We start from the raw sequence: 24,788 nt of genomic DNA on the forward strand, positions 1-24,788 counted from the left end.
CTTCAAAGCTTCGTCAATCCGTCATGGAAATCACCTATGGCAGCGAGACTGACGAGGACTTTCGATGCGCTACGCCATCTATTTCACCCCGAGGCAGGACGAGCCGCTGGCGCGGATCGCCGCCAACTGGCTGGGCCGCGATCCGTTCGGCGCCGCGACAAGGCCGGTTGAGGCCGTGGCCGATCTGGCGGCGGCGGAAGTGGCGTTCCACACCGCTTCGGCACGCCGCTATGGTTTTCACGCGACGCTGAAAGCTCCCTTCCTCCTGGCTGCCGACGAGACCGAGACCTCGCTGCGCGCGGGGCTCGACCATTTTGCCGAAGCAACGCCCGTGGTGACGATCCCGCGTCTCGTCGTCAGCCAGATCGACAGCTTCTTCGCGCTCGTGCCGGAAGGACCGCTGCCTTCTCTCAACCGCTTCGCTGACGATGTGGTGCGCGACTTCGACCGTTTTCGCGCACCGCTGACCGAGGCCGAGATCGAACGGCGCAGCCCGGATTCGCTGAAGCCGGCCGAGTTCCGCAATCTCTGCCAGTGGGGCTACCCCTACGTCTTCGAGACTTTTCGTTTCCACATGACGCTGTCGGGCCGGGCGGGGCCACAGGAAAGCCCCCGTTTGCGCGCAGCAATCGACAGCCTGTTCGCGGAGGTTCTGCGGCAGCCGGTGCTGGTCGACACCCTGACCCTGTTTGTCGAACCCGAACCCGGCGCGCCGTTCATGGTACTTTCCCAGCACGCGCTGGGACGTCGCCCGGCCAGAAAAATCGCCTGAATAACCCCAGCCGGAATAGCTCCGACCAAGAAGAACCAAGGACTGCCTGAAATGACCGCCGAGACCGTTCTTTCCAACGCCCGCATCGTGCTTGCCGACGAGATCGTCGAGGGGTCGCTGGTGCTGCGCGACGGCTTTATCGCCGGCATCGATGCGGGTTCTGGCCGGACCGGCGAGGATATGGGCGGCGACTATGTCATTCCCGGGCTGGTCGAACTGCACACCGACCATCTCGAGGGCCACTACGCTCCACGGCCGAAGGTGCGCTGGAACCCGATCGCCGCAGTGCTTGCCCATGACGCGCAGGTGGCAACCGCCGGCATCACCACCGTGCTCGACGCCTTGCGCGTCGGAATGGACGAGGACGCCGACCTGACATCGGACGATATCCGCAAGCTGGCCGACGCGATCGAAGACAGCGTCGCGCAGGACCGGTTGCGAGCCGACCATTTTATTCATCTGCGCTGCGAGGTTTCGGCGCCGGACTGCCTCAAGGCCTTTGCCAATTTCGACGGCGACGAGAGGGTCAAGCTGGCATCGCTGATGGACCACGCGCCGGGCCAGCGCCAGTTCGTCAATCTCGAAACCTATGCCTACTACTATCAGCGCAAGCTGAAGCTGACTGACCGCGACTTCAAGCTGTTCTGCGAGAAGCGGATGGGCGAATCGGCGCGCAATTCGGCGCCAAACCGGGCGGTGATCGCCGCCGCCTGCCATGAGCGCGGCATCGTGCTCGCCAGCCATGACGACGCGACCGTTGGCCATGTCGGGGAGGCGATAGAGCAAGGTGTGCGCGTTGCCGAGTTCCCGACGACGGAGGAAGCCGCACGGGCCTCGAAAGAGGCCGGGCTCGGCGTGCTGATGGGGGCGCCGAACGTCATGCGCGGCGCCTCGCATTCAGGCAATGTCTCGGCGCGCACGCTGGCCAGCGACGGCCTGCTCGACATCCTGTCGTCCGACTACATTCCCTTCAGCCTGATCCAGTCGGCCTTCTTCCTCGGTGATATGGTCGAAGGTATTTCGCTGCCGCAAGCGGTCGCCATGGTGTCGAAGAACCCGGCCGAGGCCATTGGCCTCAACGACCGCGGCATCATCGAGCAGGGCCGCAGGGCCGATCTGGTGCGCGTGCGCGTCGACGACCATTTGCCGGTGGTGCGCACCGTCTGGCGGCAGGGGCGCCGCGTCGCATGATGGTGTCAGCCTTGATCGAGCGTGAATTGTCCGCTGAAACCTTTCCGATCCGCCATGGCGTCTTTGTCGCCGTCGTCGGCCCAAGCGGCGCCGGCAAGGACACGGTGATCGGCTACGCCCGCGCGCTCTTCACTGACGAGACCCGGCTGGAGTTCGTCCGCCGCGTCATCACCCGGCCGAGCGATGCGGCAAGCGAGGATCACGACACGCTGGCCGACGCCGCCTTTGTCGAAGCTGAGGCCGACGGCGCCTTCGCCATCTCCTGGGAGGCGCATGGCCTGCGCTATGGCCTGCCGGCCGATGTCGACTGGTCGGTCACCAACGGCCATGTCGCCATCGCCAATGTGTCACGCGCGATTATTCCGGTGCTGCGCGAGCGCTATGCCAATCTGGCCATTGTCGAGATCACCGCTTCGCCCGATGTGCTGGCCGAGCGGCTGGCGATGCGTGGCCGCGAGTCGCGCGGCGAAGTGCTGGCGCGCCTGGCGCGCAGCGCAAATGTGACCCTGACCGGCCCTGGCGTGACCTCGATCGACAATAGCGGTGCGCGTGAAGTGGCCGGCGAGCGCTTCGCCGAGATCCTGCGCAAGGCGATGGCCTTCTCGGACATGTCGGGTCTGATCTGATTTAACGCCCCCATCCCTCAAGCCGCAGCACGTGCGGCTCGATTGGCCCAAAGCGGCCGCCCCGTTGGCGCTCCACTTGCTTTCCCGATGCCTCCGGAGCGCTATGTGGTGCTGACCCCATTGTGATTCCGGGCCAAGCTTGCCGGAAAGGCGCCCAGAAGGTCCGGGGCGAACGAGACACGACAGGAAGCCTTGATGCAGACGCTGACGCCCATCCTCTCGACGGTCACGGCGGCATTTCTTGCCTCCTTCGTCGAGGTCGTCGAAGCCTTCACCATCGTGCTGGCGGTGGGCGTGACGCGCGGCTGGCGCCCGGCACTGACGGGTGCCACCCTGGCGCTGGCGGTGCTGGCGGCGCTGGTGCTGGCGTTCGGACCGCTGCTGGCGCTGGTGCCCATCACCACGCTGCAGTTCGTCGTCGGCGTGCTGCTGATCCTGTTCGGCATGCGCTGGCTGCGAAAGGCCATCCTGCGCAGCGTCGGCGTCATCGCGCTGCATGATGAGGAGGCGGCCTTCTCCAAGGAAACGGCGGCCCTGCACCACCAGGCCAATGACCGCCGCGCCGACTATCTCGCCGGACTGGCGTCGTTCAAGGCGGTGCTGCTCGAAGGTGTCGAGGTGGTGTTCATCGTCATTGCCGTGGGTGCCGCGCACGGGCAGACGCTGTATGCCGGCCTGGGCGCGCTGGCGGCATTCATCCTGGTGATGCTCGTCGGCCTGGCCGTCCACCGGCCGCTGGCGCGCGTGCCGGAGAATGCGCTCAAATTCGTCGTCGGGCTGATGCTGACCAGCTTCGGCATCTTCTGGACCGGCGAGGGCATCGGCGCCGACTGGCCAGGCGCCGATCTCGCCCTGCTCGCCATCTTCGCCATCGTCGCACTGGCGTCCTTTGCCATGGTGCGCTGGCTGCGCGGCACCTACCCCGCAGCCGCCGGAGGGTTCGCCCGATGAACGCCGTTCGTCTTGTTGCCAAGGAATTCTTCGGCATGTTCGTCGATGACGGCAATCTGGCGCTGCTGGCGCTGGTGCTGGTGGCCGCAGTCGTGGCGGCGGTGAAGCTGCTCGCACTGCCACCACTGCTCGGCGGCACGTTGCTGCTGGTCGGCTGCCTCGCCATCCTGCTGCAAAGCGTTCGCCGCGCTGCACGCGCGATCAATCGGTAGCTTTTGACGAGCTCCATCGGCCGACGTCGGAACCGTTGACGCCGAATGTAAAAACCGAAATTATGGTACCGGTATCAAGATAGTGGAACTTCTTGCCTTAGGCGCTCGTAGACAGGCGAATAACATTATAATAGCATACCATTATAACTCGCAGGGGAACCGCTGAATCTCCGGTTTGCAAGGGATGGCAGCGGGTGAGACCGATCTGTTTCAAATCCTTGGGCGGCCAGCGCGCCCCGCCCGAACGATATCGACGCCAGGCGCCCAAAAATGCATGGGAGGAAAACATGCGGACTTTCCTGGGAAGGGTCGGCGCCTTGCTGGCCGGCATCGTGCTGGCGCTGTCGGCGCTCATGCCGTCGGTCGCTTTGGCGCAGTCGGTCGAGGACATCATCGCGCGCGGCAAGCTGGTCGTCGCCATCGACACCACGACACCGCCCTACGGCTTTCTCGACGCCAATCTGAAGCCGACCGGCTTCGACATCGAGGTCGCCAACAAGATGGGCGAGGCGCTCGGCGTGCCCGTCGAATTCGTCACCGTCACTTCGCCCGGCCGCATTCCGGCGCTGCTGACCAAGCAGGTCGATGCGGTGATCTCGATCTTCTCGATCACGCCGGCGCGCGCCATCCAGATCGACTATTCGATCCCCTATGCCGGCCAGTCGGCGGTGGTCATCGCGCCGAAGAACACCAGCATCAAGGGTGTCGCCGACCTCGTCGGCAAGAAGGTCGGCCTGACGCGTGGCACCGGCGAGGACGGATTGCTGACCAAGGCCGCGGAAACCAATCCGGGCATCGAGATCCTGCGCTTCGACGATTATTCCTCGCTGCTGCAGGCGATGGTGTCGGGCCAGATCGATGCCATGGGCGGCGGCGACTATGGCGAGATCTATCTGAAGAAGGCGCAGAATGGCGACGCCTTCGAGCAGAAATATGTGCTGAAGACTTTCTATTTCGGCATCGGCGTAGCCAAGGGCAACGACAATCTGCGCCAGTGGATCAACACTTGGCTGTTCACGATGAAGACCGACGGCACACTGGACGCGCTGTCGATGAAATACCGCAACCAGCCGCTGCCGGTGCTGCCGGTTTTCTGATTTCTTCACTCCTGAGCGGGGCCGGCATCGTATCGGTCCCGCTTCCTTGATCTCGTGACGGGATATCAGTGCAAACCGCCCTGCAATTCGGCCCGATCCTTGTCCATCTCGACTTGCTGCTGCGCGGCCTGGAAAAAACCATCCAGCTGGCGGCATTGTCGATCCTGTTTGGCACCGCCATCGGTGTCCTCGGCGCCGTCGGCCGCAGCTTCGGCCCGCGCTTTCTGTCCTGGCTGATCGCTGCCTATGTCGAGCTGATTCGCAACACGCCGCTTTTGATCCAGCTCTATTTCGTGTTCTTCTCGCTGCCGCTGTTCGGTTTCAAGCTGTCGAGCAACACCGCGGCCGTCGTCGCGCTCTCGATCCATCTCGGCGCCTATGCGACCGAGATATTGCGCGCCGGCATCGAAGCCATCCCCGAAGGGCAGATCGAGGCGGCAAAATCGCTCGGGCTCAGCCGCTACCGGATCATCCGCCATGTCGTGCTGGTGCCGGCGGCGCGCGCGGTCTATCCGTCGTTGTCGGCGCAGTTCATCCTGCAGATTATGGGGACATCGATCGTCGGGGCTATTGCGGCGGAAGAACTGACGGCGGTCGCCAACAACCTGGTGATGCAGACCTTCAGGAGCTTCGAGGTCTACATCATCATCGCCATCATCTATTTCGTGCTGGTGCAGGCGGCCAGCCTGCTCTTCGCCGGCATCGGCAAGCTGATGTTCCGCTGGAAGGTCTGAGCCATGAGCTTGCGTGATTTCGGTCCTAACGAACTAATGTTCCTGCTCTTGGCCACGCGATGGACGATCCTTCTGGCGCTGATCGCCTTTGCCGGCGGCGGCCTGATCGGTCTCATCGTGGCGGCGATCCGGGTGGCGCCGGCACGGCCGCTGCGCTGGCTGGCCGCCGGCTACATCCAGTTCTTCATGGGCACGCCGATCCTGATCCAGCTGTTCATGGCCTATTACGGTTCTTCGTTCCTTGGCTACAGGCCGGACACGTGGGTGGCAGCGGCGGTGACGTTCTCGCTCAATGGCGGCGCTTTCTTCGGCGAGATCTTTCGCGGCGCCATCGAGGCTATCCCCAAGGGGCAGTGGGAAGCGGCGACGGCGCTCGGCTTCCGCTTTGTCAGGACATTGCGGCTGGTGATCATTCCACAGGCGATACGGCTGATGCTGCCGCCGACGGTCGGCTTCATGGTGCAGATCGTCAAGACGACGTCGATCGCCTCGCTGATCGGGCTGACAGAACTTGCGCGGGCCGCCACACAGGTCAACACGGTCACCTTCCAGCCGGTGATGGTATTCGGTACGGTGTCGATTATCTACTTCGCGCTGTGCTGGCCGCTGTCGCTCTACGCCGGGTATCTGGAGCGTCGTTTCGCTACCGGAACGACACGCAAGATCGAGAACCCGCTGGTGATGTCGGCGGTCTGATCCTTCAACCCTTGAACGCCGGCAAGGTCAGGCCCTTGACGCCGACGTCGAGCGCGAACAATCCGCCCGGGTTTTTCTGGCCGATGAAGTGGCTGTCGGGACGCTTGAGCACGGCGGAGGTGACATAGAGGATGTCGAGATCCTTGCCGCCGAATTCGCAGCAGGTCGGCAGGTCGGTCGGCAGCAGCACTGTCTGCATCAAGTGGCCGTCGGGGTCATAGCGGCAGACCTTGCTGGTCACCGGGATGGTCACCCAGTAGCAGCCTTCGGCGTCGACCGTGGCGCCGTCGGCGACGCCGCCGGTCACCGTCATGTCGATGAAGGTGCGCCGGTTCTCGATGTCGCCGGTGGCGGGGTCGAAATCATAAGCCCACACCGCGCCGGCATGGCTGTCGGAGAAATACATGGTTTTCGAATCCGGGCTCCAGGCGAGCCCGTTGGAGCAGCCGATGCCGTCGATCATCTTGTGGACGGAGAGATCGGGATCGAGCCGATAGAGCGCGCCGACGAATTCGATCGGCTCGCCCGGCACCTCGAACATCGAGCCCGACCAGAAGCGGCCCTGGCGATCCGGCTTGCCGTCATTGAAGCGGGTTTCCGGCATATGCGCTTCCGGATCGACGATCGCCTCGAATTTGCCGGTAGCCGGATCGAAGAAATGGAAGCCGTTGGTCATCGTCAGCACCAGGCCGCCCTTTTCGCGCAGGCCGAGGCAGCCGAGATATTCCGGCGTCTCGAAGACCTCATCCTTGCCGGTCGCGGGATCGTAGCGATGGATCAGCTTCTTCCAGATGTCGATCCACCACAGTACGCCCGCCTTGGGGTCCCAGAGCGTGCCTTCGCCGAGTTCGGCCCTGGCATCGACGACGCAAATGATTTCGACCATGGTCAGCCCTCTTTTCTGCGCAGTCTGCCGCCAAGGCCGGCGAAGGTTTCGCTGCCGATCGACACGGTGAGCAGGATGACCGCGCCATAGACGATAAGCAGCGCGCCGCTCGACAGGTTCAGCGCCGGCAAAAGACCGGTGAGGATGGTCAGCACCATGGCGCCGGCGACAGTGCCGAGATAGTGCCCGCTGCCGCCAAGTATCGAGGCACCGCCGATGGCCACCGCGGCGATCGAGGTGAACAGATAGGCGTCGCCCATGCCGAGATAGGCCTGGCCGGAATAGCCGGTCAAAAGCATGCCGGCGAAGGCGGCGGTGAGGCCCGAGATGACATAGGTGAGGATGGTGGTGCGCGCCGTCGGCACGCCGGAGAATTCGGCCACCGTGGCGCTGGTGCCGAGCGCATAGAGATGGCGGCCGAACGCCGCCTTGGAGAGCAGCAGCGTCGCCAGCAGCGTCAGCGCCAGCCAGATCAGCGCAATCACCGGAAAACCGCCGATGCGCCCGACCGACAGGAACTGGATCAAGGCCGGCGCCGAGGGGGTCGGCGAGCCGCCGGTCAACACCAGGATCAAGCCTTGCAGGATGACGTTGGTGGCCAGTGTCATGATGATCGGTGGCACGCCGAACTGGGCAACGCCGACACCGTTGATCAGGCCGATGAAGGCGCCGCCAGCAAGCAGCAGTGGCATGACCCAGACCAGCGGCAAATCCTGGCCGCCACACAGCAGCGCCATGATGATCGCCGCCGAATTGAGCACCCAGGGCACCGACAGGTCGATGCCGCCGCCAATGATGACGAAGGTCTGACCGAGCGCGACGATGCCGACGAAGGCTGCCAGCACGACGGTCGAGCGCATGTTGGAGACCGAGAGGAAGCCGGGCGAGAAAAGCGCTGTGACCAGGAGCAGCACGACCATGCCGGCATAGGCAAGCACGATCAGCCGGTTGCGGGCGAGGAAGGCGCTCATTGGACACGGTTCCTTGCGGCCTTTTCGGCGACGGAACTGGCCAGCACCGAGAGCAGCAGGATGACGCCGGACGCGACCGGCTGCCAGTAGCTCGACACATGCAGGACGAAGACGAGGTTGCCGATGAGGGTCAGCACAAAGGCGCCGATCAGCGTGCCGGCGAGATGGCCACGACCACCGAACAGGCTGACGCCGCCGATGACCGCCGCCGCCACCGAGGGCAGGATATAGTCCTTGCCGATGGTCGGCGACCCGGCGCCGGTCTGCGTCACCAGAAACAGCGCTGCGCCGGCCGCAAACAGGCCGGACAGGCCGTAGGTGACGAGATTGACGCGGGTGATCGAGACGCCGGACAGGAAGGCCGATTTCTCGTTCGAGCCGGTTGCCTGGATGGCAATGCCGACCCGGGTCGCGCGAAACCACCACCAGAACAAAAGCAGCGCCAGCAGCATCCAGACCGGGCTGGTCAGGCCGAAAAGTTGGCTGGAGGCAAAGCCGACCCACCAGCCGGGAATGCTGCCGCCATCGGTCGGGAGGATGATCATGGCGACGCCGTTGAGGATCGACCAGGTGGCGAGCGTCACCAGGAAGGGCTGCAGCTTGAGCAGCGAGATCAGCAGACCGTTGAGCGCACCGATGGCAAAGCCAAGCGCGAGAATGATCAGTGTCCAGAGTGCCACGGTCGAAGGGTCGTCGGTAAAGCGCGTGGCGGCGATCACCGTGCCGAGGCTGATCATGCCGCCGATCGACAGATCAATGCCGCCCCGCACCAGCACGATGGTCTGCCCGGTCGCCGCCAGCATCAGCGTCATCGCCGCCGCCGTGTCGAGGTTGAGTTCGTCCAGCGTGAAGACACCGGACTGCAGGCTGCCGTAGATGGCAACGATCAAGGCCAGCATCAGGCAAGCGACAAGGAACGGCGCACGGTCGAGGAAGCGGCCGCGCCAATCGATGGCCGGCCTGGCTTGTTTCTCTTCAGCTGACCTTTGAGCCATCTCCAACGGTCCCTCCGCAGCTGACATCACCATGCCTCAGGCCGCCTTGGTTTCAAGCATGGCCGCGCGCAGGATTTCCTCCTCCGAAATGTGATCTCCTTCCAGCGTCGCGGCAATGCGGCCGTTGCGCATGACCAGCACGCGGTCGGCGACATGGACGAGTTCCGGCATGTCGCTGGAATGAAACAGGATCGCATAGCCCTTGGCGGCAAGATCTCGCATCAGCTGAAAAATCTCGCCCTTGGTGCCGACATCGACGCCGCGCGTCGGATCGTAGAGCAGCAGCACGCGCGCCTCGGTAAGCAGCATCTTGCCGAAGATCACCTTCTGCTGGTTGCCGCCGGACAACGTGCCGGCAAGTTGCTCCGGCGTGCCAGCCTTGATGCGCAGGAAATCGACCATCTCCTTGACCAGGGCGGCTTCCTTTTGCCGGCTGAGAAAGCCGTTTTCGGTAAAGCGCTTGATGACCGACAGCGTCAAATTCTCGCGCACGCTCTTGGTCAGCAGCAGGCCCTGCCCGCGCCGGTCCTCCGGCACCAGGGCAATGCCGTCCTTGCCGGTCAGCGCCTGGCGCGGATTGTTGATCGAGACCGGCTTGCCCCACAGCTCGATCGTGCCGCTCGCTCTGGTGGCGCCGAACAGTGACTGGAACAGTTCGCGCTGGCCATGACCCTGCAAGCCGCCGACACCGAGCACCTCGCCCTCACGAAGCGCAAGGTCGACGCCCGAGAGGCGGCTGCCGCTGGAGAAATTCCTGACCCTCAGCGCAATGCGATCGGTCGCTGTTGCCACGCGTTCGGGATAGAGCCGGTCGAGATGCCGGCCGATCATCTGCGTGACGATCTCGTTGTCGGACACGGCGTTGGCCTCATGCGCGGCGACGGTAGCGCCATTGCGGAAGATGGTCAGCCGGTCGGCGATGGCGCGCACTTCGGCCATGCGGTGCGAGATGAAGATGACCAGCCTGCCTTCGGCCGCCAGTTGCCGGGTGAGTTTGAGCAGCCATTCGGCCTCTCGCGCCGGCAGCGCCGAGGTCGCCTCGTCGAGGATCAGGATGCGCGGGTCCTTGGCGAGGCCCTTGGCGATCTCGACGATCTGCCGTTCGGCCAGGGTCAGCCGCCGCAACTCCTGGTCGGGACGCAGCGTCGGGAAATTGTACTTTTCCAGCAGCGCCAGCGTCTTGCGGCGCATCTCCGCGCGATTGACGGTGCGCAGCAACGTTCGCGGTTCGTGGCGGAACCAGATGTTCTGCTCGACGCTGAGATCGGGGATCAGCGACAGTTCCTGGAAGACGGCGGCGATGCCGCGCGCCTGCGCGGCATCCGGATTGGCCGGGCGATAGTCCTGGCCGTCGACCAGGATCGAGCCGCCATCATGCTGCACGGCGCCGGACAGGATCTGGATGAAGGTGCTTTTGCCCGCGCCGTTCTCGCCGAGCAGGGCGTGCACCTCGCCGGCGCGGGCGCTGAATGTCGCCTCGCTCAGCGCGACAATGCCGCCATAGCGTTTGGACAGGCCGTTGACGGTGACGAGGTCCATGCTTTCGCTTTCGAAAAGCTCTCCCGACATCTTGCGATGCCGGGAGACAGGGTCGTGGTCACAGGATGTTACTTGGTACCGGCGGCTTCCGCAGCGGTGATCTCGACCCAATCGGGCGTGATCGGCAGCGTCAGTCCGGGCGCCTGGTCGGGGAAGGCATTTTCGCCAATCGCGATCTTGATCATCTTGGTGCCGGGATAGAGCTTGGACTCGAAGGGATCGGTGGTGACGAAGTCACCCTTGACCGAAACGGAGCGCTCGACCGGCTTCTTGCCGGTGTCGAGAATGTCGACCGCCAGCTTGATCGCTTCCGAGGAGAGATAGGCCGGGTTGGAGCCAAGGATGCACTTGGCGCCTTGCGTCTGCGCGCAAGTGACGGCGGCGACGTTGTAGGAGAAGCCGACGACCGGGACGATCGTCCGGCCGGCATCCTTCAACGCCTGGATGGCGCCGGAGCCATAGCCTTGCGTCATGATGCCGTCGATCTTCGGATTGGCGGCAAGCAGGGCCGCGACACCTGACTGCTCCGGGCCGAGCGCATAGTTGCCGTTGTAATAGCCGACCACCTTGATGTCGGGATATTTGGCCAGCACCTTCTCATAGCCGCCCTGCAGCTGCGCCGAGATCGGCGCGCCGGCGAGGCCGCGGTCGAGGATGATGTTGCCCTTGCCGCCGAGCTGCGTCGCCATCCATTCGGCCATCACCGAAGGGATCCGGTCCCAGTCGGAGGCAACGGCGAAGGCGCAGGGCTCGGTCACCACCTGGTCGAAGCTGATGACAACGATGCCGGCGTCGCAGGCCTTCTTGATGGTCGGGTTGAGTGCCGAATCCGAACCGGCATCGACGAGAATGGCGTCAGGTTTCTGGCGGATGATGTTGTTCAGCGAGTTGATCTGCGCCTGGACGGTGTTCTCGACATTCTCGATCTTGAGGTCGACGCGGCCTTTCAGCGGCCCCTTGTTCACCGACACGGTGGCGACACGCTCCATCTGCTGACGCCAGTCATTGCCGACGAAATTGTTCGAGAGATAGATGGTGTAGGGCTTCTTGTCCTCGGCGTGGCTCGGCGCGGTGCCGACGGCGATCGCGGAGATGGCAAGCGCTGCCAATCCGGCGCAAACTGTCTTCAGTTTCATGGTCTCTCCTCCTTGGTGTTTCCTGCATCAGCCGGTGACGGACTTCGCCATCTTGGTGGGCGCTGCGTGTAAATTGATACCGGTACCAATGCGCCTTGTCAATTTAAGCCAAGGCGCATTGGAGAGGCCTGGAGCGACCATTTCGTCGCCGTCGGAAGGCATCGTCATTTCGAGCCGGCGGCCTCGGCCGGGGTGATTTCAACCCAATCCGGGCTGACCGGAAGAAACAGTCCCGGTGCCATGTCCGGAAAGGCATTCTTGCCAACCTCTATCTTCTGCATGGTCGCATCGGGATACAATTCCGACGGGACCGGATCGGTGGTGAGGAAGGCATTGCGCAGCAGGATCTTCTTCTCCGCCGGCTTCTTGCCGTCGAGTATCTCGACCGCAAGTTTCAAGGCCTCGGCCGACAGATAGGCCGGGTTGGGTGCAAGGATGCACTGGGCGCCCTGGGTCTGGGCACAGGTCGTCGTCGTCAGGTTGAAAGGGCTGCCCGTGATGGGAACGATCGGACGCCCGGCATCCTGCAGCGCCTTGATCGCTCCGGCGCCGTAGCCCTGGACGAAGATCGCGTCGACTTGCGGGTGCGCCGCCAGCAAGCTGGCGACGCCAGCCTGTTCCGGCCCCAGCGCATAGTCACCATTGAAATAGCCGACCACTTCAATGCCTGGGTATTTCTTGATGACTTCCTCGAACCCACCCTGCAGCTGGGCGGAGATTGGAGCGCCGGCAAGCCCACGGTCAACGAGGATCTTGCCTTTGCCGCCGAGCTTCTTGACCAGCCACTCGGCCTCGACGCGCGGCGCCCGGCCCCAATCGGACTCCATCGTGTAGGCGCAGGGCGCGCTGACGATCTGATCGAAGGCGATGACCACGATGCCGGCCTTGCAGGCCTTCTCAATCGTCGGGTTGAGGGCTTCGCCGGAGCCCGCGTCGATGACGATGGCGTCGGGCTTGTTGCGAATGATGTTGTTGAGGGAATTGATCTGCGCCTGGACCGTCGTCTCGACCACCTCGACCTTGAGGTCGACGCGACCGGCAAGCGGCGGCTTCTTGACCGCGATATCGGCACTGCGCAGCATCTGCTGGCGCCAATCATTGCCGACGAAATTGTTTGAGAGATAAATGGTGTAGGGCTTCTTGTCCTGTGCATTGGCCGGCGCGGTTTCGACCGACAGGAACGTCGTCGCAATCACCGCAAGGCCGGCGAAAAATACGCCTGCTTTCATGATTTCCTCCTCCCGTGTTGGTGTCGGCAGCGCGGACGCCGCCGTCTATCGAGTACCTTCGAGGCACACCCCTTATGGACAGACTTTGTTCTTGTGCATGCCGTTGTCCCAGAACCGCTGCGCATCCTGGGTGACATGCACCAGGCAAATGCTAAGCGTCGGATGAGGCTTCGCATCCACGTTCAATCGTGGTCCTCCGCGCAGCCTTCATCTTAGCTATGATGCTATTATAATTTTATAAGGCTGTCCATGACCGAGACCAGGAAATCGGCGGACGCCAATGTCGCCGACCGGGTTCAGGACAGGTCGTTGGGCGCGTCGTAGGTGATGCTGAAAATATCGGCGGGGTGGCGGGCAACGGAGAATTCGATGCTGCGCTGGTCCGCCGACTGGTAGAGCATCTCCACCGTCAGCACCGGACTGCCGAGCGTGATGCCGAGGTCGGCGGCAACCGCCTCGTCGGCGATTTCGGCGCGCACCGTGACATGCGCCACGTCGAGCCGCAGGCCGAGATGTTTTTGCACCGAACGGAAGATCAGCACGTCGGAAAAGTCTTCCCGCTTCAGGCGCGCGCCGATGTCGGGCGGGAAATAGGTGGTGATCTGCGCCTTGCGCTGTTCGCCGATCGACAGGACGCTGCGCAGACAATAGCCCGCCTCGTCCTTGCCCATGCCGAAATGGCGCTGGAGCACGGGCGAAACCTCCTTGCGATAGGATTTCACCGTCAGTTCAGCGTCCTTGGTGAAGGCCGCCATGTCGGCGAAGTTCTTGAACTTCCAGCTCAGATTGACCGAGGGGCTGCGCGCCGCGACCACGGCCGGCTTGGCCGAGCGCTTCCGGATCAAGCCGTCGGCCTCGAGGTCACGCAGCGCCTGGCGCACGGTGATCAGGCTGACGCCGAAATGTTCGGCAATGGTCGCTTCCTTCGGCAACTCGCCGCCGACGGGGAAGGTGCCGTTGCCGATCGGCTCGCGCAGAAGATCGGCGAGCTGGCGATAAAGCGGGCCGTTGGCGCGGCCGAGTGTACGCTTGGGAAGACTGTCGATGGTGGGATGGTCCATGTGCCTCGTCACGCCTGTGTCGAAGCTTTTATAATAGCTTCCTGCGCCCGAGGCTAGGCAAGGCTGTTGACGATCAACCGCCTCAGACAAAGAGCCGAAGTGGGTGTTCGATCGCCGATTTCAGGGCCCCGAGCCAAGCGGCAGCGATTGCCTCGTCGAGGCTTGCCGCATCCACCGTCAGCAGGCATTCGGCGTGGTCGCCCGCCGCGTCGAGCGAGACGGTGAGGCGCATGGAGCGGCCGGCAAGGAGCGGCATCATCATCGGCCGGACGTCGCTCGCCGGCAGCAGCCGCAGCGACAGGTCCGCCGGGGTTTCCGTTTCATCACGACTGTCGGCCAATGCCGCAAGCCGCATTGCGCGCAGCGACGTCAGGGACATTTCGGAGATCACTGCGAACACGGTTTGCCGGCCCGCCAGCTCCAGCGCCACGGAAGCGTCGCCGCCCTTGGCGGCGTCCGATATCTCGGCAAATGCTCGACCAGCAGCGCGCAGCAGCACGTCGTCGATAGCGAATACATTTCCCAAGTTCTCAAGCGCCGCCAACAGGTCTTGCAGCGCGCCAAGAGCAACGGACGTCGCAAAGGCGGCGATCCGGGGAGCGGCCGGGGAAGGCGCCGCCGCAGGGGCGACGACATCAGACGCAATGACCGGCGCGACAACCGGAACGAAGGCCTGCACATCGGCGGCCAGGATGCGCCCGCCTGGGCCGCTGCCGCGAAGCGTTTCAAGCGGCAGCGCGCGTTCTCGCGCCAAACGGCGCGCATAGGGCGAAACCGCAAGACGCCTTGTCCGTGCAACGGCAGCATTCATTTCAGATACTCTGAATTGACGCAGTTGGTCAGCCGTCCATCGACGAGATAGGCATGCACCACCTCGATCGATTTCAGCCGGAGGTCGCGCATCGATGCCGGGCTGTAGAAGGCGGCGTGCGGGGTGACGATCAGGCGATTGGCGATCCATGGCTCGCGGCGGCGCCATGCCGCCAGCAGCGGATGATCGAGATCGCCGGGTTCGTTCGGCAGCACGTCCAATCCGGCGCCGGCGACTGTGCCCTCGCGCATGGCGGTTTCCAGCGCGTCGAGATCGACGATCGGACCGCGCGCGGTGTTGATCAGCACGAGACCAGGCTTGGCCGCGGCGAAGGCGGCGGCGCCGAGCAGCTTGCGGGTTTCCTCGCTCAGCGGCGTGTGGACACTGACGACATCCGCCCGCCCCATCAGTTCGCCCAGCGAATGGACCCGCTCATAGCCGGTCGACAGGTCGACACCGGACAGCAGATGCGGATCGTAGAACACCACCTTCATGTCGAAGGCAGCGGCACGACGTGCGGTGGCAAGCCCGATGCGGCCGAGCCCGACTATGCCGAAGGTGGCGCCTTTGTGCCTGCGCACCAACGGCGCTTTCGAAAAATGCCAACCTTCGGCGCCATGGCCGGAAAGCTCGGCGCCATAGGCTGAGGTGCCTCGCGTCAGCGCCAGCATCAGGCCGATGGCGTGGTCGGCCACTTCGGTCGTGCCATAGTCCGGTACGTTGCAGGCCGGTATCTTGCGCATGCCCCAGCCTGATGTGTCGATGTTGTCGAAGCCGACGCCGGAGCGCACCGCGATCCTCGCCCCGGGGAACGCGGTCGGAGCGGCGGCGACATTGTGCGTGGGCGAATAGTTGATGACGGCGTCGACCGTTTCGCAGACGGCCGGATCCAGCGTCGCGGCCTTGTCGTTGGTCGAGCGGGCGAGGACGAAATCGATATCGGGATAATGCTCGCGCTCGAGTTCGGCCTCGTCGGCGGCTTGCCAGTTGGCGCACAGGATCTTCATGCTTGCCCTTCGAATTTGATGGGTACGGATGGTTATTTCTTGATGCCGCCGATGCGGCCGCCCATCGGCACCACGGCGCCAACCGGCTGATCGATGGCGCTGAGTGTTCCGCTGATGGGCGCTTCGATTTCGACAACGGCCTTGTCGGTCTCGATCTCGGCGATCAGTTCGCCTTCCCTGACCGCATCGCCGACCGCCTTCAGCCATTTGATGACGGTGCCTTCGCTGACGGTGAGATCGCCAAACGGCATTGTTATCGGCTCGTCGTCACCGGGAGCGGCAACCGCTGGCGCGACGGGCTGCGGCTTGGCGGCAACAGGCGCAGGGTTAGCCGGCGCAGCACTTTTCAGGCCGACCGTGTACCAGTGATCCGGCACCGGCGGCTTGCCGGCAATGACATCGCGCACGCCCTGGACAATGCGGGCGGTGTCGACCAGCATGGCGCGCTCCAGCACCGGCGCGAAGGGATGCGAGGTTGGCGCCGTGTGCAGCCTGCCAGGGGGCGCGTCGAGTTCGTCGAAGGCGAGCTCGTTGATGGCTTGCGCGATCTCACCGCCAAGGCCGCACATCGCCCAGGCCTCATCGACGACGAGCAAGCGATGGGTTTTCCTGACGCTGGCGACAATCGAGTCGATGTCGAGCGGCATGATGGTGCGTGGGTCGATCACCTCTGCTTCGACGCCTTCGGCCGCCAGCGTCTCGGCAGCCTCCAGCGCGCGCTGCACCATCTGGCCGGCGGCAACGATGGTGATGTCGGAGCCGGCCCGCGCGATGCGGGCGACGCCGAACGGCACATAGTGTTCGCCTACCGGCACCTCGCCCTTGGAGGCGAACAGCGCCTTGGGTTCCAGCATGATGACCGGATCGCCAGCCCTCAGCGCCGTCTTCATCAACCCCTTGGCATCGGCCGGGGTCGAAGGCACGCAGACGATGAGGCCCGGCATGTGGGCAAAAACCGGGTGATAAATGCCGCTGTGATGCGGGCCGGAGGAGCGCAAAGCGCCGGCGCCGACGCGCACCACCATCGGCGCGCTCATCAGGCCGCTGGTCATGTAGCGCAGCTTGGCCGCCTGTAAAAAGATCTGCCCGGCGGTTTCGAAAGCAAAGTCGGCGAACATCAGGTCCGAGACGGTGCGGGCGCCGGTGGCCGAAGCGCCGACGGCGGCAGCGGTAAAACCCTGTTCGGAGATCGGCGTGTCGACCATGCGATCGGCGCCGAATTCCTGCCAGAGATTTTTGGTGTGGGCAAAACTGCCGCCGCGTTCGCCGGTGCCCTCGCCGAAATAGAGGATCGCCGGATTGGCGCGCATCTCCTCGGCGATGCCGTCACGCACCGCCTCGAGCCAGCCTTGCGTGCGCGTCTCGCCGACGGCGCGCGGCTGGATGGCTACAGCCGGATTGATCGGATCGGCAAACACATGCAGGCGCACCGTTGCCGGATCGGGCTCGGGCGAGTTGCGGGCGAAGGCCAGCGCCTCCTCGACCACCTTCTCGATCCGCGTCTCTATTGCCGCGAGCGCTTCCGCATCGGCGATGCCGTAGTCCTCGATCAGCTTCTTGCGGAACATGTCGATCGGATCGCGCTTGATCCAGGCGTCGAGTTCTTCCTGCGTGCGGTAAGTGCCGATGACCGGATCGCCTTCGTGGTGGCCGACCGTGCGATAGGTCTTGGCCTCGATCAGCGTCGGCCCCTTGCCGGAACGGGCGTGCTCGGTGGCCTCCTTCATCGCCAGCCAGACGGCGAACACGTCATTGCCGTCGACAGCAACGCCAGGCATGCCGTAGGAGGCGGCCTTGGTGGCGATTTCGGGATTGAGCGTGATGGATTTCAATGGGGTAGCGGTGGCGTAGAGGTTGTTCTCGCAGACGAAAACTGCGGGCGCCCGCTGCACGGCGGCGAAGTTGAGCGCCTCGTGGAAGCCGCCATGGTTGGCGGCGCCGTCGCCGAAGAAAGCGACGCCGATATCGTCCCGCCCCTGCTGTCGGGCGCTCATGCCGATGCCGACGGCATGGCCGATGCCGGCGGCGACGATGCCGTTGGTGCCGAACAGGCCGACCGAGCGGTCGTAAAGATGCATGGTGCCGCCGCGGCCGCCGCAAATGCCCTCAACTTTGCCGAACAGTTCGGCCATCACCCGGCCCGGATTGGCGCCCTTGGCCAAAGCGTGGCCATGGCCGCGATGGGTTGATGTGACCCAGTCGGTTGGCCTGAGATGCGCGCAGACACCGACGCCGGTTGCCTCCTCGCCGATATAGAGATGCAGGAAGCCTGGCGTTTCGCCTTTGCGGCACGCGATCTGGGCAGTGCTTTCGAAGCGGCGCAACAGCACCATGCGTTCGAACAGATCGAGCAGGGTCTTCCGGTCGGGGAGGTTTGGCGCACCCCTGGACTCCTCGCGTGTGCGCGCCACAGACATTGCCACCAAAGCCTCCCTGAATGCGTCTGACGCCGGGCGGCAAAGCGCCGGCGGCGAGCTTGTTGGCCGCTCGCTTCGGCACATCATAGATTATAATAGCATAATGTCTACTGGCTCTGAAAAGGGGCAGCGCGAGAGGCTAGATTTTGGTGATGCGCACCGTGGCGTCGGGCCGATGAAACAGCTCCGGCCGCAGGCTGAGGCCAAGGCCCGGCCCTTCGAGCGGCGCGACATGGCCATCCTTGACCGGCGGAATGTCGGCAACGATCTCGGTGTACCAGCCGGTGAAATAGGCCCGCACCGCTTCCTGGTAATTAACGTTCGGCAAGGTGGCCGACAGCGCGCAGCTGGCGGCATAGACGATCGGCCCGGTGCAGTCGTGCAAGGTGACCGGCAGTTCGCTGGCCTCGGCCATGTTGGCGATCTTGCGCGCCTCGGAGAGCCCGCCGCACCAGGCGAGGTCGATCATGATAACGCTGGCCGCGCGCTTGTCGATCAGCTGCTTGAACATCTGCCGCGAGGCCAGCCGCTCGCTGGCAGCGATCGGGATCGAGGTGTGGCGGGCAAGTTCGGCCATGGCGTCGAGCTCGTTGTAGCGGATCGGCTCCTCCAGCCAGGCGACGTCGTAGGTTTTCAGCGCCTCGGCGATGCGCAGCACCGGTGGCAAGGTCCATAGCCCGTGCAGCTCGACCATGATTTCCATGTCGCGGCCGACGGCGTCGCGGATCTTCTGGAACGGCTCCAGCGCCTTGTCGAGATCGGCAAGCGAGATGCGGGTGCCGTTCGACGCCTCGGCGGCGATGTCGAACGGCCATATCTTCATTGCGCCGATGCCTTCCGATTTCAGGCTTCTGGCAAGGTCGCCGGCATTGTAGCGCCAGGCGAGCAGGTCCTCATAAGGGCCTTCGTTGGAATCGCTAGGCTTGAGCGACCAGTCCTCGCCGCGCTCGAACAGCGCGTTCTTCTTGGTGGCACGCACGTGTTTGTAGCCGGCGCAGGTGTTGTAGATCGGCACGGTCTTGTGGGTGCGCCCGCCAAGCAGCCGCCAGACCGGCTCGCCGAGCGCCTGGCCATAGATATCCCACAGCGCGACGTTGACGGCGGAATTGCCACGCACCTCGGCGCCGGAATCCCGCGCGCCGACATAGACGCTGCCCAGCGTGCGGTCATGCAGCTCGATGTCGCGCGGATCCTTGCCCAGGAGATAGGACGCGACATTGTCGTGGATGTAGGCGGCAACAGGCCCCGGCGCCCAAAATGTCTCGCCGGTGCCGATGAGGCCGGCATCGGTGTGGACGCGTAGCCAGAACAGGAACGGGAACTCGGCCAGTTGCAGCGTTTCGAGCGCGACGACTTTCATCTTTTTTCTCCCCATTGCAGCGGACCGCACGGTCGATGGGACAATAGCACATCGGCGTTGACAGCCATTTATGGTACCGGTATCAATTCCGTCAAGATGGTCACCGGGAGGGTGTTCGCTTGCCTGCCGAAAATCAAAACACCATACCAAGGAGAGCCCTGGTCACCGGCGCCGCGGGTGGCCTTGGCCGCGAGGTGGCGATCCAGTTGGCCCGGCGCGGCTGCGTCGTCGCGGTGACGGATATCAATGGCGAGGGGCTTGCCGAGACTGCCAGGCAGATCGGCGAAACCGGAGCGGAGAACGAAAGCATCATCAGCGATTTCACTGGGGAAGGCGCGCCGGAAGCGGCGGTTGAAAAAGTCGTCGCGCGATGGGGCGGCATCGACATCCTGGTCAACAATGCCGGTTATGGCGTGATCGAGCCGTTTCTCGACGCCACCTTCAAGGCCTGGACCCGCACCTTGGCGCTCAATGTCACCGCGCTTGCCATGGCCTGCAAGGCGGCGGGACGGGTCATGCGCGACCAGCGCTCGGGTCGCATCATCAACATCACCTCGCCCGGCTCGCGCATGGCGCTGCCCGATTACACCGCCTACACGGCGAGCAAGGCCGGAGTCGATTCCATCACCCGCGCCGCCGCCGTGGCGCTGGCGCCTTATGGCGTGCTGGTCAACAGCCTGGCGCCCGGCATGATGGACACCGAGATGCAGCGCTCGACCGAGGCCGATCTTGCCCGCGCCAACGGCCGCAACGATCTGCAAACGTTCCTCGACGAGCGCACGCGCCGCATCCCGCTCGGCCGCCGCGCCGAGATTTCCGAGGTGGCCGAAGCCGTCATCTGGCTCTGCCTCGACGCGCCGAAATACATGACCGCCGAGCGGCTCAACATGTCGGGCGGGCTCGACAAGGACTGATCCGATGCTGCGAAATTCTCCACCCGGCAGTGCCGATATCGACGCGCTCGAACGCAAGGCAACGCAGTTGCGCCGCCATATGCTCACCATGGCGCGCGGTCAGGGCCAGGGCTATATCGGCCAGGGCCTCGGCATCGCCGATGCGCTGGCAGCACTCTATTTCCACGAGTTGCGCTATGACCCGCACAATCTGGCGTGGCCCGATCGCGACCGTTTCCTGCTCTCGACCGGACACTATTCGATCGCGCTGTGGGCGGCGCTGGCCGAAGCCGGCATCATCCCGGTCGAGGAACTCATCACCTATGGCGCCGACAACAGCCGGCTGGAAATGTCGACGCTCGACACCACGCCCGGCGTCGAAATGATCGGCGGTTCGCTCGGCCATGGCCTCGGGCAAGGCGTCGGCCAGGCGCTGGGCCTGCGCCTCGACAAATCCGACGCACGCGTCTTCGTCGAGTTGTCGGACGGCGAAATGCAGGAGGGATCGACCTGGGAAGCGGCGATGTCGGCCAGCCATTTCAAGCTCGACGGGCTGGTGGCGTTGATCGACTGCAACGGCATCCAGGCCGACGGGCCCGTGGTGCTCGACATGGAGCCGGTGGCTGACAAATGGCGCGCCTTCGGTTGGCAGACAGCGGAGATTGACGGCAACGACATGACAGCGGTGATCAGTGCATTGGCGGATGCAAGAGACCGCAACGGCAAGCCGAAGGCGATCGTGCTGCGCACACTGCCCGGCAAGGGCGTGCCGCGTATCGAAACCTCTGAGAAATCGCACTTCTTCCGCATCGACGTGACGCAATGGGACGGCATCATCGCCGAATTCGAGAAGACCGTGGGAGCAGCCCAATGAGCGGCGCGGCAATGGAGGCCGGTCGCACGCTGGCCATGGGCCAGGACGAAGCCATTGGCGGCGGACGGCAAAGCGTGGAGGCTCCCTTTGGCAAGGCGCTGGCAAGGCTCGGCCAAAGCCGGCCAGATATTGTCGGGCTAACCGCCGATCTCGGCAAATACACCGACATCTTGCCGTTCCGCGATGCTTTCCCCGAGCGCTTCTTCAATGTCGGCATGGCCGAGCAGAACCTCGTCGCCGTCGCCGCCGGCCTGGCGCGCACCGGCAATGTGCCGTTCGCCACCACCTACGGCGTGTTCGCGACGCGGCGCGCCTATGATTTCGTCGCCATCGCGCTTGCCCACTCCAACCTCGACGTCAAGATCGTCGCCGGACTGCCCGGCCTGACGACCGGCTATGGCGGCACGCATCAGGCGATCGAGGACCTGGCGCTGATGCGCATGATCCCCGGCCTGACCATCATCGATCCCTGTGATGCCACCGAAATCGATGCCGCGACGGCAGCGATCGCCGAGCATCGAGGACCGGTCTACATGCGGCTGCTGCGCGGCAGCGTGCCTGTCGTGTTCGAACCCGGCTACATCTTCGAAATTGGCAAGGCGCGCCGCCTTCGCGACGGTTCGGATGTCGGCATCATCTCTACCGGCTTCATGACCGAGCGGGCGCTGGACGCGGCCGACGCCTTGCGCAAACAGGGTATCTCCGTCGGCGCGCTGCATGTGCCGACCATCAAGCCGTTCGATGCCGAAGCGGTGGCCGCGTTTGCCGGCTCAGTTGGCCGTATTGTCACGGCGGAAAACCATGTCGTGGTCGGTGGATTGGCGAGCCTCGTCGTCGAGACCTTGTTCGATGCCGGCATTGCGAAGACAGTGACGCGCATCGGCCTGCCCGACCGTTACATCGAGTGTGGTGCGGTGCCGACCTTGCAAGCGAAATACGGCCTGACCACCGAGGCCGTCATCGCGACGATCGCTGCGCTGAGTTAGGGTTCCGCATGAAGATCACCGAGATCGAGACCTTTGCCGTCGGCGCCGGCTGGAAGAACTGGCTGTTCGTCAAAGTCCACACCGACAAGGGTATCCACGGTGTCGGCGAAGGCACGCTGAACGGCTTCATCAAGACCACCGAAGCCGGCGTGCATGAGCTCAAGCATCTCGCCATCGGCCAGGATCCGCGCCACATCAACGCGCTGGCAAAACGCATGCTGGACAGCGTTTCGCTCGATGGCGGCCATATCCACCGCACGGTGATCGCGGCGACCGAGGTCGCCTGCTGGGACATTTTGGGCAAGAGCCTCGGCGTGCCGATCCACCAACTGCTCGGCGGCCAAATGCGCGACAGCGTGCTCGGCTACGCCAATGGCTGGTACCGCACCGAGCGTACGCCCGAAGCCTTTCTCGAAGCCGCCAGGGCAGTATTGGCCAAAGGCTTCAAGGCGTTTAAGCTCGACCCGTTCGGCACCGCGCAAGGTTTCATTTCGCGCGAGGAGCTGGACCTGTCCTATGCGATCTGCCGGATGCTGCGCGACAAGCTGCCGAAGGACACGCTGATCCTGATCGACGTGCATGCGCGCTTCACCGAGATCGCGGCGCTGCAGGCGGCGCAGAAATTCGCCGATCTGGATATCTACTGGTGGGAGGAGCCGACCTCGCGCGACCGGCAGGAGACCGTGCACGAAGTGGCGCATCGCTCGCCGATCCCGGTGGCGACCGGCGAAATGTACGACACGGTCGGCCAGTTCTACGCGCTGGCTGCGGGCGGCGGCGTCAACATCTTCCAACCCGAGCCGATGTCGCTCGGCGGCATTGCGCCGTCGATGCAGGTGGCCAATCTGGCGCTCGCGCATGGCAGCCACATCGCCCCGCATCAGAGCGGCGGCCCGGTGGCGACGGCGGTGTGCCTGCAGTTGGCGGCGGCAGTGCCGAACTTCCTCATCCAGGAACATTTCGACGCCTTCAACGACCCGTGGACACGCGAGCTGGTGACCTGGCACCCAACGATCGATGCGAAGAACGGCCATCTGTCGCTGCCTGACGCGCCAGGGCTCGGCATCGACCTCAACATCGATGCGATCAAGGATCATCCCTATGATCCCAATGCCTATCTCAACGTCCATGCCGAAGGCTGGGAGAAACGCCTCGGCCGGCGTGAAGAGACGGCGAAACCGAAGCGAAAAAGCTGATCACGCGCTTTCGCGGTCGACGATCTCGAAACCGAGGCTGGTGATGGTTGGCACCTTGGTGTCGCCGCCTAGCCTTGCCAGCAATTGCCGCACCGCGCGCCGGCCCATCTCGTAGCGGTTGACCTTGACCGTGGTCAGCGGCGGATAGAGCTGGGCTGCCAGATCCATATCGCCATAGCCGGCAATGGCGATCTTGCTCGGCACCGCCCAGCGCCGACGGTGGCACTCCTGCACGGCGCCGACGGCCAGCGTATCGCTGGAAAAGAAGATGGCGTCGATGTCCCTATGGCGGGAGGTCAGCGTCACCAGCGCCTCGGCGCCGCCCTGCGCGGTGATCGGCACCTCGACCTCCATGTCGGCATGGTTCTTGATGCCGAGTTCGGTGAGTGCGGCGTGATAGCCGGTGCGGCGCTGCTGCAAGCGGTCATTGCCGTGGACCGGCGTCGAGACGAAGCCGATACGCTTGTAGCCCTTGGCCGCCAGATGCATGGTCATGGCGTAGGCGGTCTCGAAATTGGAGACGCCGACCACCATGTCGATCGGCTTGCGGCCCTTGATTTCGGAGATTTCGACCACCGGTGCGCCGCTGCTTTTCAGGAGCGCGCGCGCCGTCTCGCTTTGCACGAAACTCTGCAGGATCATGCCGACCGGGCGCCAGCCAAGCAAATTGCGAATCGATTTCTCCTCGGCTTCCTGCGTGAACTCGCCTTGCACCAGAAGCATCGAATAGCCGCTCTCATGGCATTCGTCGGACATGCCTTGCACCTGTTCGGCGATGCCCGAATTGATCAGCGGCGGCACCACGGTGCCGATCATGCGGCCGTGGCCGCGCATGCTGGAGGCCAGCCGGTTGGGCACGAAGCCGGCCTGCTCGATGGCCTCCAGCACCTTGGCGCGCGTTTCCGGCGAGACCATGTCGGGATTGGACAGTGCGCGCGATACCGTCATCGGCGCCACGCCGACACGCTTGGCGATCTCGCGGACGCCAAGGCGTCGCGGCTTCTTCTCGCCCGCCGGCGGCTTGTCGATCATCACCCTGCTCCAAGAGGCGCGATCCAGCAAAGCAGTATCCTGCCTATCGCGTCGCCACTTCATAGCGGTTGTGGCGGACAGTTTCCAGCAACCGGCCCAGCCAACGCATGATCAAG

At 64.2% G+C, this 24,788-nt stretch carries 24 protein-coding genes; 12 read left to right on the plus strand and 12 right to left on the minus strand.

Annotated elements, in window-relative coordinates:
* Nucleotides 1-64: 64 nt before the first annotated feature.
* From AC1DX4_RS01890 to AC1DX4_RS01925, 8 genes are all read left to right on the plus strand, one after another.
* Nucleotides 65-772 (plus strand): DUF1045 domain-containing protein, encoded by a 708-nt coding sequence (locus AC1DX4_RS01890; RefSeq protein WP_477218695.1) that lies wholly within the window; start codon nucleotides 65-67, stop codon nucleotides 770-772.
* A 51-nt stretch (nucleotides 773-823) separates the two neighbouring features.
* Nucleotides 824-1,963, plus strand: a complete 1,140-nt coding sequence (locus tag AC1DX4_RS01895; protein WP_477218696.1) for an alpha-D-ribose 1-methylphosphonate 5-triphosphate diphosphatase — start codon at nucleotides 824-826, stop codon at nucleotides 1,961-1,963.
* Nucleotides 1,960-2,589 (plus strand): phosphonate metabolism protein/1,5-bisphosphokinase (PRPP-forming) PhnN, encoded by a 630-nt coding sequence (gene phnN, locus AC1DX4_RS01900; RefSeq protein WP_477218697.1) that lies wholly within the window; start codon nucleotides 1,960-1,962, stop codon nucleotides 2,587-2,589. The genes AC1DX4_RS01895 and phnN overlap by 4 nt, the downstream gene beginning before the upstream one ends.
* 195 nt (nucleotides 2,590-2,784) lie before the next feature.
* Nucleotides 2,785-3,540 carry a COG4280 domain-containing protein gene (locus AC1DX4_RS01905; RefSeq protein ID WP_477218698.1) on the plus strand — a complete coding sequence of 252 codons (756 nt, stop codon included), beginning with the start codon at nucleotides 2,785-2,787 and terminating at the stop codon, nucleotides 3,538-3,540.
* Nucleotides 3,537-3,752 (plus strand): hypothetical protein, encoded by a 216-nt coding sequence (locus AC1DX4_RS01910; RefSeq protein WP_477218699.1) that lies wholly within the window; start codon nucleotides 3,537-3,539, stop codon nucleotides 3,750-3,752. Before AC1DX4_RS01905 ends, AC1DX4_RS01910 begins: the two co-directional genes overlap by 4 nt.
* Before the next feature lie 287 nt (nucleotides 3,753-4,039).
* Nucleotides 4,040-4,849 (plus strand): transporter substrate-binding domain-containing protein, encoded by an 810-nt coding sequence (locus AC1DX4_RS01915; protein ID WP_477218700.1) that lies wholly within the window; start codon nucleotides 4,040-4,042, stop codon nucleotides 4,847-4,849.
* 68 nt (nucleotides 4,850-4,917) lie between these two features.
* Nucleotides 4,918-5,583 (plus strand): amino acid ABC transporter permease, encoded by a 666-nt coding sequence (locus AC1DX4_RS01920; protein WP_477218701.1) that lies wholly within the window; start codon nucleotides 4,918-4,920, stop codon nucleotides 5,581-5,583.
* A gap of 3 nt (nucleotides 5,584-5,586) precedes the next feature.
* Nucleotides 5,587-6,279, plus strand: a complete 693-nt coding sequence (locus tag AC1DX4_RS01925) for an amino acid ABC transporter permease (protein ID WP_477218702.1) — start codon at nucleotides 5,587-5,589, stop codon at nucleotides 6,277-6,279.
* Nucleotides 6,280-6,283: 4 nt separating this feature from the next.
* On the opposite strand, the gene AC1DX4_RS01930 is transcribed toward AC1DX4_RS01925, so the two are convergent.
* From AC1DX4_RS01930 to AC1DX4_RS01980, 11 genes are all read right to left on the minus strand, one after another.
* The gene (locus AC1DX4_RS01930) at nucleotides 6,284-7,165 is read right to left on the minus strand and encodes an SMP-30/gluconolactonase/LRE family protein (RefSeq protein WP_477218703.1); all 882 of its coding nucleotides are present in this window, start codon (nucleotides 7,163-7,165) and stop codon (nucleotides 6,284-6,286) included.
* 2 nt (nucleotides 7,166-7,167) lie between these two features.
* Nucleotides 7,168-8,136 carry an ABC transporter permease gene (locus tag AC1DX4_RS01935; protein ID WP_477218704.1) on the minus strand — a complete coding sequence of 323 codons (969 nt, stop codon included), beginning with the start codon at nucleotides 8,134-8,136 and terminating at the stop codon, nucleotides 7,168-7,170.
* Nucleotides 8,133-9,131: an ABC transporter permease gene (locus AC1DX4_RS01940; RefSeq protein WP_477218705.1), complete on the minus strand. Its 999-nt coding sequence runs from the start codon at nucleotides 9,129-9,131 to the stop codon at nucleotides 8,133-8,135. Before AC1DX4_RS01940 ends, AC1DX4_RS01935 begins: the two co-directional genes overlap by 4 nt.
* Before the next feature lie 36 nt (nucleotides 9,132-9,167).
* The gene (locus AC1DX4_RS01945) at nucleotides 9,168-10,670 is read right to left on the minus strand and encodes a sugar ABC transporter ATP-binding protein (RefSeq protein ID WP_477218706.1); all 1,503 of its coding nucleotides are present in this window, start codon (nucleotides 10,668-10,670) and stop codon (nucleotides 9,168-9,170) included.
* Between the two features lie 68 nt (nucleotides 10,671-10,738).
* The gene (locus AC1DX4_RS01950; protein ID WP_477218707.1) at nucleotides 10,739-11,806 is read right to left on the minus strand and encodes a substrate-binding domain-containing protein; all 1,068 of its coding nucleotides are present in this window, start codon (nucleotides 11,804-11,806) and stop codon (nucleotides 10,739-10,741) included.
* Between the two features lie 164 nt (nucleotides 11,807-11,970).
* Nucleotides 11,971-13,035, minus strand: a complete 1,065-nt coding sequence (locus AC1DX4_RS01955) for a sugar ABC transporter substrate-binding protein (protein ID WP_477218708.1) — start codon at nucleotides 13,033-13,035, stop codon at nucleotides 11,971-11,973.
* 296 nt (nucleotides 13,036-13,331) lie between these two features.
* Nucleotides 13,332-14,096 (minus strand): GntR family transcriptional regulator, encoded by a 765-nt coding sequence (locus AC1DX4_RS01960; RefSeq protein ID WP_027040744.1) that lies wholly within the window; start codon nucleotides 14,094-14,096, stop codon nucleotides 13,332-13,334.
* A gap of 82 nt (nucleotides 14,097-14,178) precedes the next feature.
* Complete coding sequence (locus tag AC1DX4_RS01965) at nucleotides 14,179-14,907, minus strand: E3 binding domain-containing protein (RefSeq protein ID WP_477218709.1); 729 nt, start codon at nucleotides 14,905-14,907, stop codon at nucleotides 14,179-14,181.
* Nucleotides 14,904-15,914 (minus strand): C-terminal binding protein, encoded by a 1,011-nt coding sequence (locus AC1DX4_RS01970; RefSeq protein WP_477218710.1) that lies wholly within the window; start codon nucleotides 15,912-15,914, stop codon nucleotides 14,904-14,906. The genes AC1DX4_RS01965 and AC1DX4_RS01970 overlap by 4 nt, the downstream gene beginning before the upstream one ends.
* Nucleotides 15,915-15,946: 32 nt before the next feature.
* Nucleotides 15,947-18,331 (minus strand): thiamine pyrophosphate-dependent enzyme, encoded by a 2,385-nt coding sequence (locus AC1DX4_RS01975; RefSeq protein WP_477219102.1) that lies wholly within the window; start codon nucleotides 18,329-18,331, stop codon nucleotides 15,947-15,949.
* Between the two features lie 139 nt (nucleotides 18,332-18,470).
* On the minus strand, nucleotides 18,471-19,691 hold the full coding sequence (locus AC1DX4_RS01980; protein ID WP_477218711.1) for a mandelate racemase/muconate lactonizing enzyme family protein: 1,221 nt from the start codon (nucleotides 19,689-19,691) through the stop codon (nucleotides 18,471-18,473).
* 119 nt (nucleotides 19,692-19,810) lie between these two features.
* Here AC1DX4_RS01980 and AC1DX4_RS01985 point away from each other — a divergent pair, with 119 nt between their 5' ends.
* The 4 genes from AC1DX4_RS01985 to AC1DX4_RS02000 are packed head-to-tail and all read left to right on the plus strand — an operon-like array spanning nucleotide 19,811 to nucleotide 23,640.
* Complete coding sequence (locus tag AC1DX4_RS01985; RefSeq protein ID WP_477218712.1) at nucleotides 19,811-20,605, plus strand: SDR family NAD(P)-dependent oxidoreductase; 795 nt, start codon at nucleotides 19,811-19,813, stop codon at nucleotides 20,603-20,605.
* Between the two features lie 4 nt (nucleotides 20,606-20,609).
* Complete coding sequence (locus tag AC1DX4_RS01990; protein ID WP_477218713.1) at nucleotides 20,610-21,458, plus strand: transketolase; 849 nt, start codon at nucleotides 20,610-20,612, stop codon at nucleotides 21,456-21,458.
* Nucleotides 21,455-22,444, plus strand: a complete 990-nt coding sequence (locus tag AC1DX4_RS01995) for a transketolase family protein (RefSeq protein WP_477218714.1) — start codon at nucleotides 21,455-21,457, stop codon at nucleotides 22,442-22,444. The genes AC1DX4_RS01990 and AC1DX4_RS01995 overlap by 4 nt, the downstream gene beginning before the upstream one ends.
* An 8-nt stretch (nucleotides 22,445-22,452) precedes the next feature.
* Nucleotides 22,453-23,640, plus strand: coding sequence for a mandelate racemase/muconate lactonizing enzyme family protein (locus AC1DX4_RS02000; RefSeq protein ID WP_477218715.1), 1,188 nt, complete (start codon nucleotides 22,453-22,455; stop codon nucleotides 23,638-23,640).
* Here AC1DX4_RS02000 and AC1DX4_RS02005 read toward each other — a convergent pair whose 3' ends face one another.
* Nucleotides 23,641-24,672, minus strand: a complete 1,032-nt coding sequence (locus AC1DX4_RS02005; RefSeq protein ID WP_477218716.1) for a substrate-binding domain-containing protein — start codon at nucleotides 24,670-24,672, stop codon at nucleotides 23,641-23,643.
* Between the last annotated feature and the right edge of the window lie 116 nt (nucleotides 24,673-24,788).

It is taken from the genome of Mesorhizobium sp. P3_A8 (assembly GCF_056402995.1).